Source organism: Planococcus halocryophilus (assembly GCF_022489025.1).
Classification (GTDB): domain Bacteria; phylum Bacillota; class Bacilli; order Bacillales_A; family Planococcaceae; genus Planococcus; species Planococcus halocryophilus_A.
In genome coordinates, this window is record NZ_JAKVTG010000006.1 from 146,491 (window position 1) to 162,989 (window position 16,499).

15 protein-coding genes, 1 pseudogene and 1 other annotated feature are annotated in these 16,499 nt (G+C 41.4%); all 16 genes and pseudogenes read left to right on the forward strand.

All coding sequences use genetic code 11. The features are described from left to right. Nucleotides 1–50 precede the first annotated feature (50 nt). The 16 genes and pseudogenes from MLE13_RS09355 to MLE13_RS09430 all read left to right on the forward strand — a co-directional run bounded on the left by MLE13_RS09355 (nucleotide 51) and on the right by MLE13_RS09430 (nucleotide 16,436). Nucleotides 51–695 (forward strand): uracil-DNA glycosylase, encoded by a 645-nt coding sequence (locus MLE13_RS09355; protein WP_240749455.1) that lies wholly within the window; start codon nucleotides 51–53, stop codon nucleotides 693–695. 90 nt (nucleotides 696–785) lie between these two features. Beyond that, nucleotides 786–1,595, forward strand: coding sequence for a zinc transporter ZupT (gene zupT, locus MLE13_RS09360; RefSeq protein WP_240749456.1), 810 nt, complete (start codon nucleotides 786–788; stop codon nucleotides 1,593–1,595). Between the two features lie 55 nt (nucleotides 1,596–1,650). Further along, nucleotides 1,651–2,598, forward strand: coding sequence for a DUF4003 family protein (locus tag MLE13_RS09365; RefSeq protein ID WP_240749457.1), 948 nt, complete (start codon nucleotides 1,651–1,653; stop codon nucleotides 2,596–2,598). 143 nt (nucleotides 2,599–2,741) lie between these two features. Further along, complete coding sequence (locus MLE13_RS09370; protein ID WP_240749458.1) at nucleotides 2,742–3,959, forward strand: MFS transporter; 1,218 nt, start codon at nucleotides 2,742–2,744, stop codon at nucleotides 3,957–3,959. Nucleotides 3,960–4,056: 97 nt separating this feature from the next. Next, nucleotides 4,057–4,941: a GNAT family N-acetyltransferase gene (locus MLE13_RS09375; protein WP_240749459.1), complete on the forward strand. Its 885-nt coding sequence runs from the start codon at nucleotides 4,057–4,059 to the stop codon at nucleotides 4,939–4,941. An 87-nt stretch (nucleotides 4,942–5,028) separates the two neighbouring features. Further along, the gene (locus MLE13_RS09380) at nucleotides 5,029–5,997 is read left to right on the forward strand and encodes an ABC transporter ATP-binding protein (RefSeq protein ID WP_240749460.1); all 969 of its coding nucleotides are present in this window, start codon (nucleotides 5,029–5,031) and stop codon (nucleotides 5,995–5,997) included. Further along, nucleotides 5,994–6,632 carry an ABC transporter permease gene (locus MLE13_RS09385; protein ID WP_040851110.1) on the forward strand — a complete coding sequence of 213 codons (639 nt, stop codon included), beginning with the start codon at nucleotides 5,994–5,996 and terminating at the stop codon, nucleotides 6,630–6,632. Before MLE13_RS09380 ends, MLE13_RS09385 begins: the two co-directional genes overlap by 4 nt. A gap of 11 nt (nucleotides 6,633–6,643) precedes the next feature. Then, nucleotides 6,644–7,546: a glycine betaine ABC transporter substrate-binding protein gene (locus MLE13_RS09390; protein ID WP_240749461.1), complete on the forward strand. Its 903-nt coding sequence runs from the start codon at nucleotides 6,644–6,646 to the stop codon at nucleotides 7,544–7,546. A 184-nt stretch (nucleotides 7,547–7,730) separates the two neighbouring features. Further along, nucleotides 7,731–8,887: pseudogene (locus MLE13_RS09395) on the forward strand (thiolase family protein). 25 nt (nucleotides 8,888–8,912) lie between these two features. After that, nucleotides 8,913–9,683, forward strand: coding sequence for a 3-hydroxyacyl-CoA dehydrogenase (locus tag MLE13_RS09400; protein ID WP_240749462.1), 771 nt, complete (start codon nucleotides 8,913–8,915; stop codon nucleotides 9,681–9,683). A gap of 14 nt (nucleotides 9,684–9,697) precedes the next feature. Beyond that, on the forward strand, nucleotides 9,698–10,846 hold the full coding sequence (locus MLE13_RS09405) for an acyl-CoA dehydrogenase family protein (protein WP_240749529.1): 1,149 nt from the start codon (nucleotides 9,698–9,700) through the stop codon (nucleotides 10,844–10,846). 356 nt (nucleotides 10,847–11,202) lie between these two features. Further along, nucleotides 11,203–11,438, forward strand: a binding site (T-box leader). Between the two features lie 34 nt (nucleotides 11,439–11,472). Continuing rightward, nucleotides 11,473–12,495 (forward strand): anthranilate phosphoribosyltransferase, encoded by a 1,023-nt coding sequence (gene trpD, locus MLE13_RS09410; protein ID WP_346429159.1) that lies wholly within the window; start codon nucleotides 11,473–11,475, stop codon nucleotides 12,493–12,495. Then, the gene (gene trpC / locus MLE13_RS09415; protein WP_240749464.1) at nucleotides 12,492–13,265 is read left to right on the forward strand and encodes an indole-3-glycerol phosphate synthase TrpC; all 774 of its coding nucleotides are present in this window, start codon (nucleotides 12,492–12,494) and stop codon (nucleotides 13,263–13,265) included. Before trpD ends, trpC begins: the two co-directional genes overlap by 4 nt. Further along, on the forward strand, nucleotides 13,262–15,058 hold the full coding sequence (gene trpB / locus MLE13_RS09420; protein ID WP_240749465.1) for a tryptophan synthase subunit beta: 1,797 nt from the start codon (nucleotides 13,262–13,264) through the stop codon (nucleotides 15,056–15,058). The genes trpC and trpB overlap by 4 nt, the downstream gene beginning before the upstream one ends. Further along, the gene (trpA, locus tag MLE13_RS09425; protein WP_240749466.1) at nucleotides 15,055–15,816 is read left to right on the forward strand and encodes a tryptophan synthase subunit alpha; all 762 of its coding nucleotides are present in this window, start codon (nucleotides 15,055–15,057) and stop codon (nucleotides 15,814–15,816) included. Before trpB ends, trpA begins: the two co-directional genes overlap by 4 nt. 29 nt (nucleotides 15,817–15,845) lie before the next feature. Continuing rightward, nucleotides 15,846–16,436 carry a DNA-3-methyladenine glycosylase gene (locus MLE13_RS09430; protein ID WP_240749467.1) on the forward strand — a complete coding sequence of 197 codons (591 nt, stop codon included), beginning with the start codon at nucleotides 15,846–15,848 and terminating at the stop codon, nucleotides 16,434–16,436. Nucleotides 16,437–16,499: the final 63 nt, after the last annotated feature.

Sequence of the window (16,499 nt, forward strand, 5' to 3'; positions counted from 1 at the left end):
AAAATTTAATGTTAGGTTTTCTAACATTATTAAATAATGGGAGTGATTTTGTGTATAAAATTTCAAAAGAATTAGCTGCCCTCGGCAAGGAAAGAATTGATGGATATCCGGTTGAAGGTTTTGTGTGGGGGAGTGGTCCGGAAAATCCGGCAATTATGCTAGTAGGAGAGGCTCCAGGAGAAAATGAAATCGAAACAGGGATCCCTTTTACAGGGCGGGCAGGAAAAGAATTAATGGCTTCTTTGGAAAGTGTCGGCTTGGCAAGAGAAGATGTTTATATTACAAGTGCGGTCCGCAGCAGACCTTATAAATGGGGAACTAAGAAAAAACGAAATGGTGAAGTAATCGAACGGAAATACAACCGTGCACCAACAAAAAAAGAAATTATTGCTCATGCGCCGATACTGGATACGGAAATTCGAGACATTCATCCACCGTTGATTGTGACGTTAGGAAATATTGGTTTACAAAGGTTAATTGGACCGAAGGCTAAAGTTACAGAACTTCATGGGGTGTTGATCGAAACACCGATACTATACTGGGATGATATAAACAATTGCTTTAAAGAAACCGATGAGGTTTATCATATTTTCCCTACGTTCCATCCAGCTAGCGTTTTTTATAATCCACCTGTTCGTAAATTGAAAGATGAAGATTGGCGCAGGTTAAAAGAACTTTTAGGGAAAGTAGAATGATTATAAAAATTAGGCATTAAAAAAGTTTTGAAGAAAATCTTTTTGACGTATACTATTTGTATTCACTAGAGTTAGAAAAGAGGCGCGTTTATGGATAGTTCTGTTTTATTTGCACTTGGTTTGACTCTTTTTGCTGGACTCGCTACAGGAATCGGCAGTTTAATCGCATTTTTTGCGTCTCGTACGAATACGAAGTTTTTGTCGATTTCATTGGGCTTTTCAGCTGGAGTTATGATTTATGTTTCCATGATTGAAATTTTCTTCAAAGCAAAAGATGCCTTAACGAATGCGCAAGGTGAAGTTGTTGGGTATTGGTTAACCCTTGCAGGTTTTTTTGGAGGGATGGTCTTCATGGCGATGGTCGATCGAATCCTTCCAAAGTTGGGAAACCCGCATGAAGTAAAAAAAGTGGAGGACATGGATGAAGGACCAACAAATGATGAATATGCCCGATTACGAAAAATGGGTATTTTTACAGCGTTGGCGATCGGTATCCATAATTTCCCTGAAGGCATAGCTACGTTTATGTCGGCTATACAAGATCCGGCTCTTGGTATTGCGATTGCAATCGCTGTAGCAATACACAATATTCCTGAAGGGATTGCGGTTTCGGTACCAATTTACTACGCAACTGGAAGTCGATTAAAAGCTTTAAAATACAGTTTTCTATCTGGTATTTCAGAGCCGGTTGGAGCAATTGCTGCATGGTTATTCTTAATGCCGTTCCTAAGTGACACGTTGTTTGGTGTTATTTTTGCAGGTGTTGCAGGAATTATGGTCTTTATCTCGCTTGATGAATTATTACCTGCTGCAAAACGTTATGATGAAGCGCATCTATCTATTTATGGACTAGTAGCCGGTATGGCTGTTATGGCTGTCAGTTTAGTGCTGATTGTTTAATAGTGAAACCTAACGCCTCCCTAGCTCGTAATAAAGAGAAAGGGAGGCGTTTTTGATGGATAGTAAGCACATTGAACAAACTTTCTCGGAAGTGTCAAAAACTACTGGCTGGGCAGTGGACAAGCGAATATCATTAGCTGTCACCAATATATACTTAGGGCGTGGACAAAAATTTGACGCAAGATTGCATACGGAAGCCGTCAACGTTATTAAAAAAAATGAAGGATGGACATCTCCATTGCGATCCCATTTACTCCATGTTGCAGCTGCTTTTATGGTGTTAAAAGAAGAAAGTGTAGAAAGCTCCTTGAAATTGGTTAATCAAAATCAACAAGCACTCAACGATGCAGGATTTTGGAAAACATCTTATACGTATTTAGCTGCGCTATTGATGAAAAATCCTGAGGAAGCAGAACGTGCAAGAGCTTTATACGAAGAAATGAAGAAACATCATAAATTTCTAACATCGAATGAAGATATTCCTTACGCAGCTTTATTGGGAGGCAGAGAAGGAGCGCTTGAAGAACGAGCGGCGACTATGAATATGTATTACAAAGACTTGCGTGAACATGGATTTTCTATGGGCAATGACCTTCAATGGTTGTCTCAAATTATGACGTTTGAATCCCCTGTTTACAGTCCAGGAATGGTTGGAAAAGTATTAGCGATTCAGCAATTCTTCAAAGATGAAAAAATCAAAATTAAGTATGCGCAATATCCTACCCTCGGTTTTTTGACAGTAACAGGAGTAGGTGGCAATGCACTAAACGAAATTGTGTCAAACACTCGTGAACTCGAAAGTAACAAAAATTTTCGTTGGTATAAAGATATGGCATTTTCAACGGCAGTTCAACAGACGATGGCTGATAATATAGAAGTTCAAGATATTGCCGATATGGCTTTTTCAACATCATTGGAAGCGTTAATGCAAGCTCAACAAGCAGCAATGATGGTCAGTATTAATGCAGCAATCATCTCAACAACTAATAATTCATCTACTTAATGAGAAGTGCCTAAAGTGTGTTAAGTTCATAGTTTAGTTGTTTGAAAAAACAGATTTTACTTCGTAGCTTGTCACTATTCTTTCATCGGCGTATAGTTGTGTAAAGACACTTATATACATCTGTAAAGACAAGGGGAATGATGATGTCAATTTCAGTTGAGAAAAAACCAGGTACGATATCACGAAATAAGTTGTTGGGCATTGCTGGTCTAGGGTGGCTCTTTGACGCAATGGATGTCGGCATCTTAGCTTTTGTAATTGCGGCTCTTCATGCAGATTGGGGATTAACTTCTAATCAAATGGGGTGGATTGGGAGTGTGAACTCGATCGGCATGGCTGTTGGGGCATTTGTTTTCGGAATTTATGCTGACCGAGTAGGTCGAAAGAAAATCTTTATTATTACACTTTTGCTGTTTTCAATTGCAAGCGGTATTTCTGCTTTTACTACAACGCTTGCGGCATTTATGATTTTGCGATTTTTCGTAGGAATGGGATTGGGTGGTGAACTTCCGGTAGCTTCTACATTGGTAGCGGAAAGTGTGCCGGCGAGAGAACGTGGTCGCGTGATTGTGTTACTGGAAAGTTTCTGGGCGGCTGGCTGGTTAGTTGCTGCAATCATTTCGTATTTTATCATTCCGTCTTTTGGATGGCGCGTAGCGCTTTTGTTGACCGCTTTACCTGCATTTTATGCATTGTATTTGCGCATCAATTTGCCGGACTCACCACAGTTTTCTGCGAAAAAAGACGTGTTACGTTCGATTTCTACGAATATTAAAGAGGTGTGGTCAAAAAAATACAGACGACCTACTATAATGTTGTGGATCGTTTGGTTTACAGTTGTCTTTTCATACTACGGAATGTTCTTGTGGTTGCCGAGTGTAATGGTATTGAAAGGCTTCACGCTTATTAAAAGCTTTCAGTATGTATTGATCATGACGCTTGCACAGTTACCAGGGTATTTCACAGCAGCTTGGTTGATCGAGCGTATTGGGCGGAAATTTGTGCTAGTCACTTATTTAACCGGAACAGCGGCCAGTGCTTTAGCTTTCGGTAATGCTGATACAATTACTTTATTGATTGTGTCAGGTGCTTTCTTGTCCTTCTTTAATTTAGGGGCTTGGGGTGCGCTGTACGCTTATTCTCCGGAGCAGTATCCAACGGTTATCCGTGGGACTGGAACGGGAATGGCTGCAGCATTTGGTCGTGTCGGTGGTATTTTCGGACCACTACTAGTTGGATTTCTACTAACAGCTGGAATCGGTATTAATGTGATTTTCGCGATTTTCTGTGGTGCTATCCTCATTGGAGCTATGGCTGTCGCTTTTCTTGGAACCGAAACAAAACAAATGGAATTAGAATAACTTAAAAAACAACGTCTTCAGTGTAAACTCGAAGAACGTTGTTTTTTTATCCGAAATAAAAAGAGGGTATTGTTCGTAGGATGGCTAATATCTTTATATGGAGATAAAACATGGTAGAAATGGACGTGGAGATATGGAATTGATCATTTACTCGGATTCATCCGTTTTTGGAGAGCGGGTATCGCCTTTGTTGAATCGGAATGAAGATAGCAATAGTTTGTTTTTAGGTATACTTGGACAGATTCAAGCCAATCAATACGACGATTATTTTCTAGCGCTCGCAGAAACAGACGATGAAATTGTCGCGGCATGCTTAATGACGCCTCCACATGCCTTGCAATTAGTGGTATTTCGTCAGTTGCCTAAAATTGAAAACGAAATTGCCGATCATTTGCAAAACCTTGGCGTCAAAGTCAGTGGTATTGTAGGCGAACAAGAAACGTCTCGTCTCTTCGCTAAAGCTTGGACCAATGATACAAAAGAACAAGTGAGAGTATTAATGGACCAAGGTCTGTACCGCATTGATGCGGTCAATAAAGGTCTACAAAAAAGTGTAGGCACTTGGCGAATTGCGAGTAACAAAGACGCGAAACTTTTAATAGAGTGGTATAAATTATTCGGAGAAGAAACAGGAATCGACCGTCGTTCTACACAGGAACAAGCTACACAAAGAATTGAGGAGTTTTTAGACAGGAAGGAAGTTTATGTGTGGGAAGTGGATGGATCGGTTGTCTGTTGTATGAAAAAAGGACGACCTTCAAAAAATGGCATAACTGTTTCTTTTGTTTTTACACCCAAGGCTTATAGAGCTAATGGGTATGCACGGACCTTAGTCGCTGAAGTCACAGAAGAATTGTTGCTAGAGTATGATTTTGTTATGCTTTATACAGACCTTGCCAACCCAACGTCCAATAAAATATATAGAGAAATCGGCTACGAACAAATTGCAAATCCAGTTCATCTCATTTTTGAAGAGGAATAAAATGCCCTAAAGTAATTTTAGGAGTAAAAAGGTACTTTATAGGGTATAAAAAAGCTAGGCTGAAAGAAGCAGAAGGGAGTGAAGGCTATGATCCGTTTTGAAAATGTCACAAAGCGTTTTCCAGATGGTACAGAAGCATTAAAAGACATTTCACTTGTTTTACCAACACATCAATTGACTGCTATCATCGGTCCTAGTGGCTGTGGGAAAACCACATTGATGAAAATGATCAATAAATTAGAGAAACCAACTGAAGGAAGCATCTATATCGATGAAAAACCTATTAATGACATGGATGAAGTTCAGTTAAGGCGTTCAATTGGCTATGTTATTCAACGTATTGGGTTGTTCCCTCATATGACCATTTCGGACAATGTGGCGTTAGTACCAAAATTACTTGAATGGTCTAAAGAAAAAAAGGAAGAACGAGTACGTGAGTTGCTCCAATTGGTTGGCTTGGACCCTGAAGTTTATATGGAACGTTACCCCCTCGAATTGAGTGGAGGGCAGCAGCAACGTGTAGGTGTAGTCCGAGCGCTTGCTGGAGATCCAAATATTGTTTTAATGGATGAACCCTTCTCAGCACTTGACCCCATTAGCAGGGAACAACTGCAAGACGAACTTCGAAACCTTCAACAAACCATCAATAAAACCATCGTATTTGTAACGCATGATATGGATGAGGCATTGAAAATTGCCGATACTATTATCGTCATGCGAGCTGGAAAAGTTGAGCAGACGGGAACACCTCAACAACTAATTGATAATCCAGCAAACGAATTTGTTCAAAACTTTATTGGCATCGAGCGCATCAGTCAAAAACGCACATTTGGCGAAAGAAAATTAGTGGAGTTTTTGGATATTTTTACATCGGATTGGTCAGGGGAGTTTGAGAGAATATCAGCTGAATCTACGTTTGAAAATGCGTTTGCGACATTAGAAGAAAGCGATCAAAATTATTTAGCTATTATTAATAACGATCAAATTGTAGCTTATGCTAACGAGCATGATTTATTGAAAGCGGCCCTTGCTAAAGAAACGGGGGTATTAACATGAAAAACTTCTTTGATACACTTGTCAGTCGTCAAGATATGATTATTAGCGCTCTTATTGAACATATGTATTTGTCTTTTGTGGCAGTAGCTGTTGGTATAGCAATTGCATTGCCGCTAGGGATACTAATAACACGCTACCGGCGCTATGCTGAATCGATTATCGGAGTAACGGCTGTATTTCAGACGATTCCGAGTCTTGCTTTATTTGGATTTTTAGTTCCTATACTTGGAATCGGATCACCTACAGCTTTAATCGCACTTATCATTTACGCTTTGCTACCAATTTTACGGAATACTTATGCGGGAATTGCAGGTGTCGACGGATCCACCATTGAAGCGGGGCGCGGCATGGGCATGACTCGCACACAAATTCTTCGACAAATCGAATTACCGCTGGCGTTACCATTTATCATGGCTGGTATACGCACGGCCACGGTATTAACTGTAGGAATCGCAACACTTGCAACATTTGTTGGAGCAGGTGGTTTAGGTGATATCATCTATCGTGGATTGCAATCGTATAACAATTCATTGGTATTAGCGGGTGCGCTACCTGTTGCGCTGTTAGCTATCGGTTTTGACCAAATTTTAAAGTGGATTGAAAAAAGAGCAACACCAAAAGGCTTGAAAACTTAGGAGGAAATAAAATGAAAAAAGCAACATTAGGAATTTTTTTAGCGGCAACAACAGTTATTGCAGGGTGTGGCTCAGGTGGAGATGAATTAGACCCGCTTGTTATTGGTGGTAAACCGTGGACTGAGCAGTATATTTTGCCTTATATTCTTGGGGAATATATTGAGGCTAATTCAGATTACACTGTAGAATACGAAGACGGATTAGGGGAAGTATCGATTTTAACGCCTGCTTTGGAGAAAGGCGACATCGATATGTATGTTGAATATACGGGTACCGGAATGAAAGATGTGTTGAAAGAAGAATCAGTTCCAGGTCAAACTTCTGAAGAAGTGTTGGAAATCGTTCGAGCAGGTTATGAAGAGACATTAGGAGCAACTTGGTTAGAACCGCTTGGCTTTGAAAATGGCTACACGCTCGCTTATTCAAAAGATAGTGGTTATGATGCAGAAACTTATTCAGACTTAGCCGAAATTTCGAAATCAGAAGATATGAGCTTTGGAGCGCCACATCCTTTTTATGAACGGAAGGGTGATGGTTTTGACGATTTAGTTACGACATATCCATTTGAGTTTGCAGCAACAGAAAGCTTTGACCCAGCTATCATGTATGAGGCTGTTAAAAGTGGAGAAGTAGATGTTATTCCGGCTTTCACTACAGATAGTCGCATTGGGTTGTTTGATTTAGCAACGACTGAAGATGATCTTTCGTTTTTCCCGAAATACGATGCAGCTCCTGTAGTACGTCTTGAGACACTTGAAGAGTACCCGGAGCTTAAAGAAGTATTGAACGGATTAGCTGGGAAAATTTCTGAAGAAGAAATGCTAGCGATGAATTCTCGTGTAGACGTAGATCAAGAAGTAGCTAGCGATGTAGCTCGTGAGTTCTTGATTGAAAAAGGGTTAATCGAAGAATAGTAGTAAATTCCGTAGCCTAGGCTGCGGAATTTTTTTGTGGAAATCGTTCAAATTCCAAGCCTTAACTTCTACGCTTTTCTTATAGCATTTAGGAAATGGTTCTTGTACAATAGTACAAATGAGTGAATAGTCATTCAATTTTGCAAAATGTAAGCGATTTCAATTAAACGATGGGGTGAATAGAGTGAGAGAAGTTGTGATTATAGAAGGTGTACGATCACCAGTAGGTAGAAGAAAAGGTGGTTTTACTAACGAGCGACCCGATGAGTTAGCAGCAGTCATATTAGACGAGTTGGTATCGCGGGCTGGAGTGGAGAAGAGTGATATAGAAGACGTTATTTTAGGGTGCGTTTCGCAAGCTGGTGAACAAGGTGGCAATATTGCGCGGACGGCTTCTTTAATAGCGGGGTTTCCCGATTATGTTCCAGGCATTACGATTGATCGCCAATGCGGTTCAAGTCAGCAAGCTGTCCATTTTGGTGCCCAAGCAATTTTGGCCGGAGATATGGATATTGTCATTGCGGGAGGCGTAGAAAGTATGACGCGTGTTCCGATGTTTTCCAATATGCAAGGGGCGAAACCAAGTAAGAAATTAACGGATCAATACGAGATTATCAATCAAGGATTATCGGCAGAGCGGATTGCCGAAAAATGGGGATTTACCCGTGAGCAACTTGATGCTTTTTCAGTGCAAAGTCATGAGCGGGCACAACATGCTATTAAAGAAGGTCGCTACAAACGTGAGATTGTACCAATACAAACTGAGGGGCCAAACGGTGAAGCGATAGTAGTGTCCGAAGATGAAGGTCCACGTCCTGGAACAACTCAAGAAGTTTTAGGGAGTTTGAAAACGGTATTTGATGAAAATGGTGTCATTACTGCAGGAAATGCGAGTCAAATGAGTGACGGTGCTTCTGCTGTTTTGTTGATGTCAGCTGAAAAAGCAAGCGAGCTTGGTTTAAAGCCTAAAGCGCGAATTATCGCACGTTCAGTGGTTGGTTCGGATCCAACTTTGATGTTGACAGGCCCTATTGCTGCAACGAAAAAAGTTCTCGCAAAAGCAGGGCTTGAAATTGGTGATATGCATCGTTATGAAGTAAATGAAGCATTTGCGCCAGTTCCCCTTGCTTGGTTGCATGATATTGGCGGAGATCCTGAAAACCTGAAAAGTTAAATGTGAATGGTGGTGCTATCGCATTAGGACACCCGCTTGGTGCAACTGGCACAAAATTACTTGTGTCACTGCTTCACGAACTAGAGCGAACAAATGGACGATATGGATTGTTAGCAATTTGTGAAGGGATGGGTATGGCAAACGCAACCATTATAGAAAGAATATGAGCATGTAAACAAAGGGGGATGAACAATGGAGTTTTTAAAAGTAAAAGCGGTAGTTACAGGTGGAGCATCTGGACTTGGTGAAGCAACAGTACGGCGAATTGTGAAAAATGGTGGAAAAGCAGCTATTTTTGATTTGAATGCAGAGCGTGCCAAAAAGCTTATCGATGAGTTAGGTGAAGAGTCCGTCATTTACATCGAAACGGATGTGACGAACGGGTCGCAAGTCGAACAAAATATCGGTAAAACAGTGGAACAATTTGGCAGTATTAATTTGGTTGTGAATTGCGCGGGTATCGGAACTCCCGGAAAAGTCCTGTCTAAAGGCACACCAATTGCGTTAGATCAATTTGAAAAAGTCATTAAAGTCAATTTGGTCGGCAGCTTTAACGTGATTCGAGTGGCAGCGGCAGCGATGCAAAAAAATGAGCCGAACGAAGATGGAGAACGTGGCGTTATTGTTTCAACAGCGTCTGTCGCAGCATATGAAGGGCAAATTGGACAAGCTGCTTATAGCGCATCAAAAGGTGGCGTTGTGTCAATGACGTTGCCGATTGCTAGAGAACTAGCAAGAGATGGAATTCGTGTGATGGCGATAGCGCCTGGCTTAATGGAAACGCCGATGGTTGAAGGATTACCAGATGCAGCAATTGCATCATTATCCGCAGCAGTACCATTTCCGCAACGACTTGGAAAACCTGATGAATATGCGCAATTAGTAGAAAGTATTGTATCAAATCCCATGTTAAATGGTGAAACGATTCGATTAGATGGTGCAATCCGTATGCAACCGAAATAAGGAGGATGAAAATGATGGCGAAATACCGTTTTGAAGAAGAAGAACATGTCATGTTCCGTAAATCTTTGCGTAAGTTTTTAGAAAAAGAAGCGATTCCGAACTACGATCAATGGGAAAAAGATCGCCTCATTCCAAAATCCTTTTGGAAAAAGCTTGGAGACATGGGCTTTCTGTGTCCGCAAGTAGATGAACAATACGGTGGGCTTGGTCTAGATTTTCGATATGCGGTGGTGATTGGAGAAGAAATGGAACGAGTCGGTGCGAGTTTAACAGGTGTGGGACTACATAACGACATCACAGTTCCTTATATTGAAGCTTACGGAAACGAGGAACAAAAACAACGTTGGTTACCAGGATGTGTTTCAGGTGACCAGATTACAGCTATCGCCATGACAGAACCGGGAGCAGGGTCTGATTTAGCGAATATCTCTACTACTGCTGTTCGAGACGGTGACAATTATATTGTGAATGGTCAAAAGACATTTATCACAAATGGTATAAATTCGACATTGGTGTTAGTTGTTGTGAAAACAGATCCGAAAGCAGAGCCGAAGCACCGTGGAATTTCGTTATTAATGGTTGAAGAAGGAACGCCAGGTTTTGAGAAAGGGCGGAAACTTGATAAAGTCGGTCTTCATGCACAAGATACATCCGAACTGTACTTTGAGGATTGCGTCGTACCGGCGGCAAATTTGATCGGTGAAGAAAACAAAGGGTTTACGTATTTAATGGAAAAATTGCAGCAAGAACGTTTAGTAGTTGCTATCGCAGCGCAGATTGCGTCAGAAGATATGCTCGACATGACCTTGGAATATGTAAAATCAAGAAAAGCTTTTGGAAAACCAATAGGCTCATTCCAAAACTCTCAATTCAAATTAGTAGAAATGGCAACAGAAATTGAATTGGGTCACTCGTTTTTAGAATCGTTAATTGAAGAACATATGGCCGGAAAAGACATCGTTTCGAAAGTATCTATGGCGAAATATTGGTTAACCGATACAGCTAAAAAGATTTCTGGTGAATGCATGCAACTACACGGTGGATACGGCTATATGGAAGAATACAAAATCGCGCGACGGTACCGAGATATTCCAGTAGCTGCGATTTACGCTGGGTCTAATGAAATAATGAAAACGATTATTGCCAAACGGATGGGCCTTTAAAAAGAAGTTTCCTTAAAAAGTGTGTGCATGCTAAATATTGACTTATTATTTGTCAGGCTCGTATGCAAGTATACAGGTATGCAAGCATGCGCCTTGCTAATTAGGTATAGAAAAGCCATCAAAGTTGCCCGACCTGGAGGCGCACTAGCTCGTTGTATAAGTGTGGACATGTTGAAATTAGTGAAATAAGCGCCACTCTGCTGGTCTGTCTTATGCCCGTCGAATCTCCACGGGCGCTTGCGTTTTTCTTTATACTTGACAGAATATACAAAACCTTTTAGTATAAGGGACAACTTGTTGAACGGAAACAAGTCTGTTTGAGAGTAGAGCCTAGAAAAGACGAGAATAGAAGAGTGTATAAATCGAGGATTGAGACGAGTAGGCAGGGAAATCTATTTAGAGAGTCAGCGGCTGGTGGGAGCTGATTAGATCAACTGCGCGAATGGACTTAGGAGAGCTGACCTGAAAGCGGAAGCGAGTAAGGGAGACGTAAGCCCTGCGTTAAAGGGAAAGGTGAAGAGCCTGTTTAAGTGAATGTAGAATAATTCTGCATTAATGCGTGGTGGTACCGCGGTTTTAACCCGTCCCCGCAATCAGATAGCTATCTGATTGCGGGGATTTTTTGTATACAAAAAACGAGACGAGGAGAGATTAGCATGAGCAGAGCAGAGAATATGAGTGAACAATTGATGTATGAAAAATCAATGGCGATATTGAACGGCGATATAGATGAACAACAAGTAAAAAGCTTTTTATCGGGTTTGCACGAGAAAGGTGAAACAGCAGACGAGCTAGTCGGATTGGTCAAAGCGATGCGTGAAAAAGCTGTAACTCTTCCGAAAGTGGAAGGAGAACTTGTAGATGTTTGTGGAACGGGTGGCGATCGTTCGAATAGCTTTAACATCAGTACATTGACGGCTTTTGTTTTAGCAGGATGTGGCTTAACGGTCGCGAAGCACGGCAACCGTAGCGTCTCAAGCAAAACAGGCAGTTCGGACGTGTTAGAAGCACTTGGGATTTCCACTGAAACGGATATTGCATCAATTCCGACGATGCTTGATCAAACCGGCATCGCGCTCCTTTTTGCACCAGCGATTCACCCGGCGCTCGGAGGGTTGCGCCAAATTCGCAAAGAGATTGGAACACCAACGATTTTTAACTTAGTGGGACCATTAGCTAACCCGTTACCAATTACAGTTCAAATGACCGGTGTTTACCGCCGCGATATGTTAGAACCAATGGCAGATGCTTTAATTCGATTGGGTCGAAAAAAAGGCGCTTTGGTTCACGGGGCAGGCGGACTAGATGAACTGTCGCTTGCAGGTACGAATGAGTTGATCATCTTTGATGAACACGGCAAGCGAGAGATGACGATTCATCCGCACGAAGTGGGATTAGAAGTTGCGCCAGTAGAAGCGATTCGCGGGGGTGACCCAAAACGCAACGCAGAAATTTTTATGGATGTATTGTCAGGTGCTAATAGTCCATATTTAGATACGGTAGCATTAAATGCAGGTGTTGTATTATACGTGAGTGGTAAAGCCGGAACAGTGGCTGAAGGTGTGAAACAAGCGAGAACTTCAATTCAATCAGGCGAAACTGCGCGTGTCTTTGACTTGCATCGGTTAGCGGCGGAGGTATTGGTATGACGATATTAGATAAAATCATTGCGACAAAGTATGAAGAAATTAAAAACTATGAACCACTTACATTTGAAGATCATGATTTTCCAAAAAAATCAAAGTTACTACAACGTCTATTAGATGGAAATGGTGTCATCTCAGAAATTAAACGCGCATCTCCTTCTAAAGGAGATATCCAAACAGAAGTAGATATTGTAGCGCAAGCGAAAAAGTACGAAGAAGCAGGGGCTGCAGCAATTTCAGTGCTAACCGATGAAACGTATTTTAAAGGATCGATTCAAGACTTGCATGAAGTTGCGCAAGTTGTCTCGATTCCTGTGCTTTGCAAAGATTTTATGGTTAGTGAAATTCAAATTGATCGTGCTAAGCAAGCGGGAGCAACGATTATTTTATTGATTGTGGCGGCATTAAAACAGCAACAACTAAAAAGCCTAAATGATTATGCTCTCTCTAAAGGACTTGAAGTTTTGGTAGAAGTTCACGATGAAGAAGAGTTACATAGAGCATTAGAGCTTGATGCCAAATTAATCGGTGTTAATAATCGTAATTTAAAGACCTTTGAAGTATCGATTGAACGTACTGCGCGATTAGCTGAACAATTTCCGTTTGACGAAGATCGGGTATTAATCAGTGAAAGTGGTATGCATACAAAAGAGGATGCGCAATTTGCTTACGCTAAAGGAGCTTCTGGTATTTTGGTTGGTGAAGCCTTAATGCGATCTGAAAATCCGGGCGATTGGATTCGTGAAGCGACGAGTGAGGAGGCATTGAAATGACTAAAGTAAAAATTTGTGGTTTAAAAGAAAAACAGCACGTCCAAGCGGCAAGTCGTGCAGATGCGGTTGGGTTTGTATTTGCTCCGAGCAAGCGCCAAGTAACAATTGAACAAGCAGCTGAGCTAGCAAAGCATGTTCCGGTAGATGCCGATAAAATCGGGGTATTTGTTAATGCCTCTTTAAAAGAAATTGAAGACACAGTAGCTGGTGTTCCACTGACGATGGTTCAGCTTCACGGAGACGAACCTGATGAGTTAGTAAAGGCAATTCAAGTTCCAGTTATTCAAGCTTTCTCGATTCGGACAAAAGAAGATGTCGCGAAGTTAAAACGATCATTAGCTGATTATGTTTTAGTAGATGCACCAGGTACCGATTACCGCGGAGGTAGTGGCAATGTCTTCGATTGGTCATTGCTTGACGGGGCAGATATTGATCCTGATCGACTTATTGTAGCGGGTGGCTTGAATCCAGGGAATGTTCATGCTGCGATTGAACAGACAACTCCTTATATGGTAGACGTTTCAAGTGGTGTCGAAACCGATAACCGTAAAGATACAGTGAAAATACAAGAGTTTATTAAACAAGTAAAGGGTGATTCGGTGGAACAGACATTGGAGAAGGTGGGCTTTTTCGGCAAGTATGGCGGTCAATTTGTACCTGAAACTTTGATGAAAGCAGTTAAAGAATTAGAAGATGCTTATAATGAGGCGAAAGAAGATCCGGAATTTCATAAAGAATATCATCATTATTTATCAGAGTATGTTGGACGTGAACAACCTCTTACTTTTGCGAAGCGAATGACAGAGGCATATGGTGGTCCGAAAATTTATTTGAAACGAGAAGATTTAAATCATACAGGCGCTCATAAAGTAAACAATGCCATTGGGCAAGCGCTACTTGCTATGCGTATGGGCAAACGCAAAATTGTAGCAGAAACGGGAGCTGGACAACACGGCGTTGCAACAGCAACAATCTGTGCACTTTTCGATTTAGATTGCGTTATTTTTATGGGTGAAGAAGACATTAAGCGCCAACAACTAAACGTCTTCCGTATGAAATTATTAGGAGCACGCGTTGAAAGTGTCACAAAAGGCAGTGCCACGTTAAAAGATGCGGTCAATGAAGCTTTGCGTTACTGGGTAGCGAATGTAGAAGATACGCATTATTTAATTGGTTCGGCTCTTGGACCTCATCCGTTCCCAACAATGGTTCGTGATTTCCAAAGTGTCATTGGTGAAGAAACGAAGCGTCAAATTTTGGAGAAAGAAGGACGTTTACCTGATACGATTTTAGCTTGTGTTGGCGGCGGTAGTAATGCGATTGGTATGTTTTATCCGTTTATCCAAGATAAAGAAGTCGAGTTGATTGGTGTTGAAGCAGCTGGTCAAGGTGTTGATACAGATAAACACGCTGCAACCTTAACAAAAGGGACAGATGGAGTTCTTCATGGTGCACTTATGAAATTATTGCAAGATGACGCAGGTCAAGTGCAAGAAGCACATTCAATTTCAGCAGGTCTTGATTATCCAGGAATTGGTCCGGAGCATGCTCATTTAGCAGATACGGGTCGTGTGGAATACCGTTCGATTACAGATGATGAAGCATTAGCTGCAGTTATTAGCATGTCACGTCTCGAAGGAATTATTCCAGCGCTTGAATCGGCTCATGCCATTGCAGAAGCCCAAAAACAAGCGAAGCAAATGACGGCTGATCAGATTTTGGTTATTTGTGTATCCGGACGTGGTGATAAAGATATGGCGACATATGCGGAAAAACTGGAGGGTCTGTCATGAATCGATTAGAACAACTAAAAAGTTCAGGAAATAAAGCATTTGTCGCTTATGTTATGGCAGGAGATGGAGGTCTTGAACGCTTGAGAGAGCAAGTTCAATACTTGCAAGGAGCAGGTGTGACGGCTATTGAAATTGGTATTCCTTTTTCGGATCCAGTAGCAGATGGTCCTACCATTGAAGCAGCAGGAAATCGTGCTTTAAAACAAGGTGTTACTCTGCAAAAAGTTCTAGAAGAACTGAAAAGCTGGACATTTGATATTAAAATTCCTTTGCTAGTGATGACCTACTTGAATCCTGTGCTGAAGTTTGGTGTAGAACGTTTTGCGACAGAGTGCGGAAAAGCCGGAATCTCTGGTGTGATTATTCCAGACCTTCCATATGAACATAAACAATTGGTTCAGCCACAACTGGATAAAGAAAACATCAAATTGATTCAATTAGTGACTTTAACGACAACGGATATACGTTTAGATGCTATTTTGCGCGAAGCAGAAGGTTTTGTTTATGCAGTAACCATTAAAGGGATTACAGGATCACGTGATGAATTATCGCAAGATGTTAAAATGTTCATGCAAAAAATTCGTAAGAAAAGTCCGGTACCAGTTTATGCAGGATTTGGGATTTCAAAGAGTAGTCACGTTGATATGCTACGTGATGATGTCGATGGATTTATCGTAGGTAGTGCGATTGTTGAAGCTTTTAACGCTGGTAAAATCGAAGAAATTGAGCCTCTCATCCGTGCAGTAACAACCGCTTAATCGGTATAATACCGATAGGAGGGGATTTGATGTTTACACCAGTAACCGAGGAATTCTTTGATGCTTCAACTTTGGAGTTGTCTCGTAGTTTGCTTGGCCAAATTCTTGTTCATGAATTACCAGAAGGAATTGTTGCGGGGCGCATTGTGGAAACCGAAGCTTATATGGGCGCAGAAGATCGAGCCGCTCACAGTTTCGGTAACCGTCGTACAAAGCGCACAGAGATTATGTTCGGAAAACCAGGACTTGTCTATACGTATCAAATGCATACTCATACATTAATCAATGTCGTTGCTGAAGCTGAAGATACTCCGCGAGCGATTTTGATTCGCGCAGTTGAGCCAGTAGAAGGTATTGACCTGATGGGGGAACTGCGAGGCAAACATATGCCGATGAAGCAATGGACGAGTGGGCCGGGTAAACTGACCAAGGCAATGGCCATTACAATGGATTATTACGGTCATCATTTTACGGAAAAACCCTTGTATATTGCGCGAGGAAATCCGGTTCAAGATGTATCAGTTGGTCCGCGTGTGGGCATTGGGGATTCCTTAGAAGCAGTACATTATCCTTATCGTTTTTGGGAAACAGAAAATCCATTTGTCTCGAAATTCCGCTAAATTTTGTTTAAGTTCACTGTTTCGTGGAATACTGTAAAAGAGTGAACAAAACAGAAGGAGTGG

Excerpts from the sequence above, each read along its gene's own strand:
- zupT (WP_240749456.1), top strand. The coding sequence starts at position 786 with ATGGATAGTTCTGTTTTATTTGCACTTGGTTTGACTCTTTTTGCTGGA.
- MLE13_RS09365 (WP_240749457.1), top strand. The coding sequence starts at position 1,651 with ATGGATAGTAAGCACATTGAACAAACTTTCTCGGAAGTGTCAAAAACT.
- MLE13_RS09370 (WP_240749458.1), top strand. The coding sequence starts at position 2,742 with ATGTCAATTTCAGTTGAGAAAAAACCAGGTACGATATCACGAAATAAG.
- MLE13_RS09375 (WP_240749459.1), top strand. The coding sequence starts at position 4,057 with ATGGAGATAAAACATGGTAGAAATGGACGTGGAGATATGGAATTGATC.
- MLE13_RS09380 (WP_240749460.1), top strand. The coding sequence starts at position 5,029 with ATGATCCGTTTTGAAAATGTCACAAAGCGTTTTCCAGATGGTACAGAA.
- MLE13_RS09385 (WP_040851110.1), top strand. The coding sequence starts at position 5,994 with ATGAAAAACTTCTTTGATACACTTGTCAGTCGTCAAGATATGATTATT.
- MLE13_RS09390 (WP_240749461.1), top strand. The coding sequence starts at position 6,644 with ATGAAAAAAGCAACATTAGGAATTTTTTTAGCGGCAACAACAGTTATT.
- MLE13_RS09400 (WP_240749462.1), top strand. The coding sequence starts at position 8,913 with ATGGAGTTTTTAAAAGTAAAAGCGGTAGTTACAGGTGGAGCATCTGGA.
- MLE13_RS09405 (WP_240749529.1), top strand. The coding sequence starts at position 9,698 with ATGGCGAAATACCGTTTTGAAGAAGAAGAACATGTCATGTTCCGTAAA.
- trpC (WP_240749464.1), top strand. The coding sequence starts at position 12,492 with ATGACGATATTAGATAAAATCATTGCGACAAAGTATGAAGAAATTAAA.
- trpB (WP_240749465.1), top strand. The coding sequence starts at position 13,262 with ATGACTAAAGTAAAAATTTGTGGTTTAAAAGAAAAACAGCACGTCCAA.
- trpA (WP_240749466.1), top strand. The coding sequence starts at position 15,055 with ATGAATCGATTAGAACAACTAAAAAGTTCAGGAAATAAAGCATTTGTC.
- MLE13_RS09430 (WP_240749467.1), top strand. The coding sequence starts at position 15,846 with ATGTTTACACCAGTAACCGAGGAATTCTTTGATGCTTCAACTTTGGAG.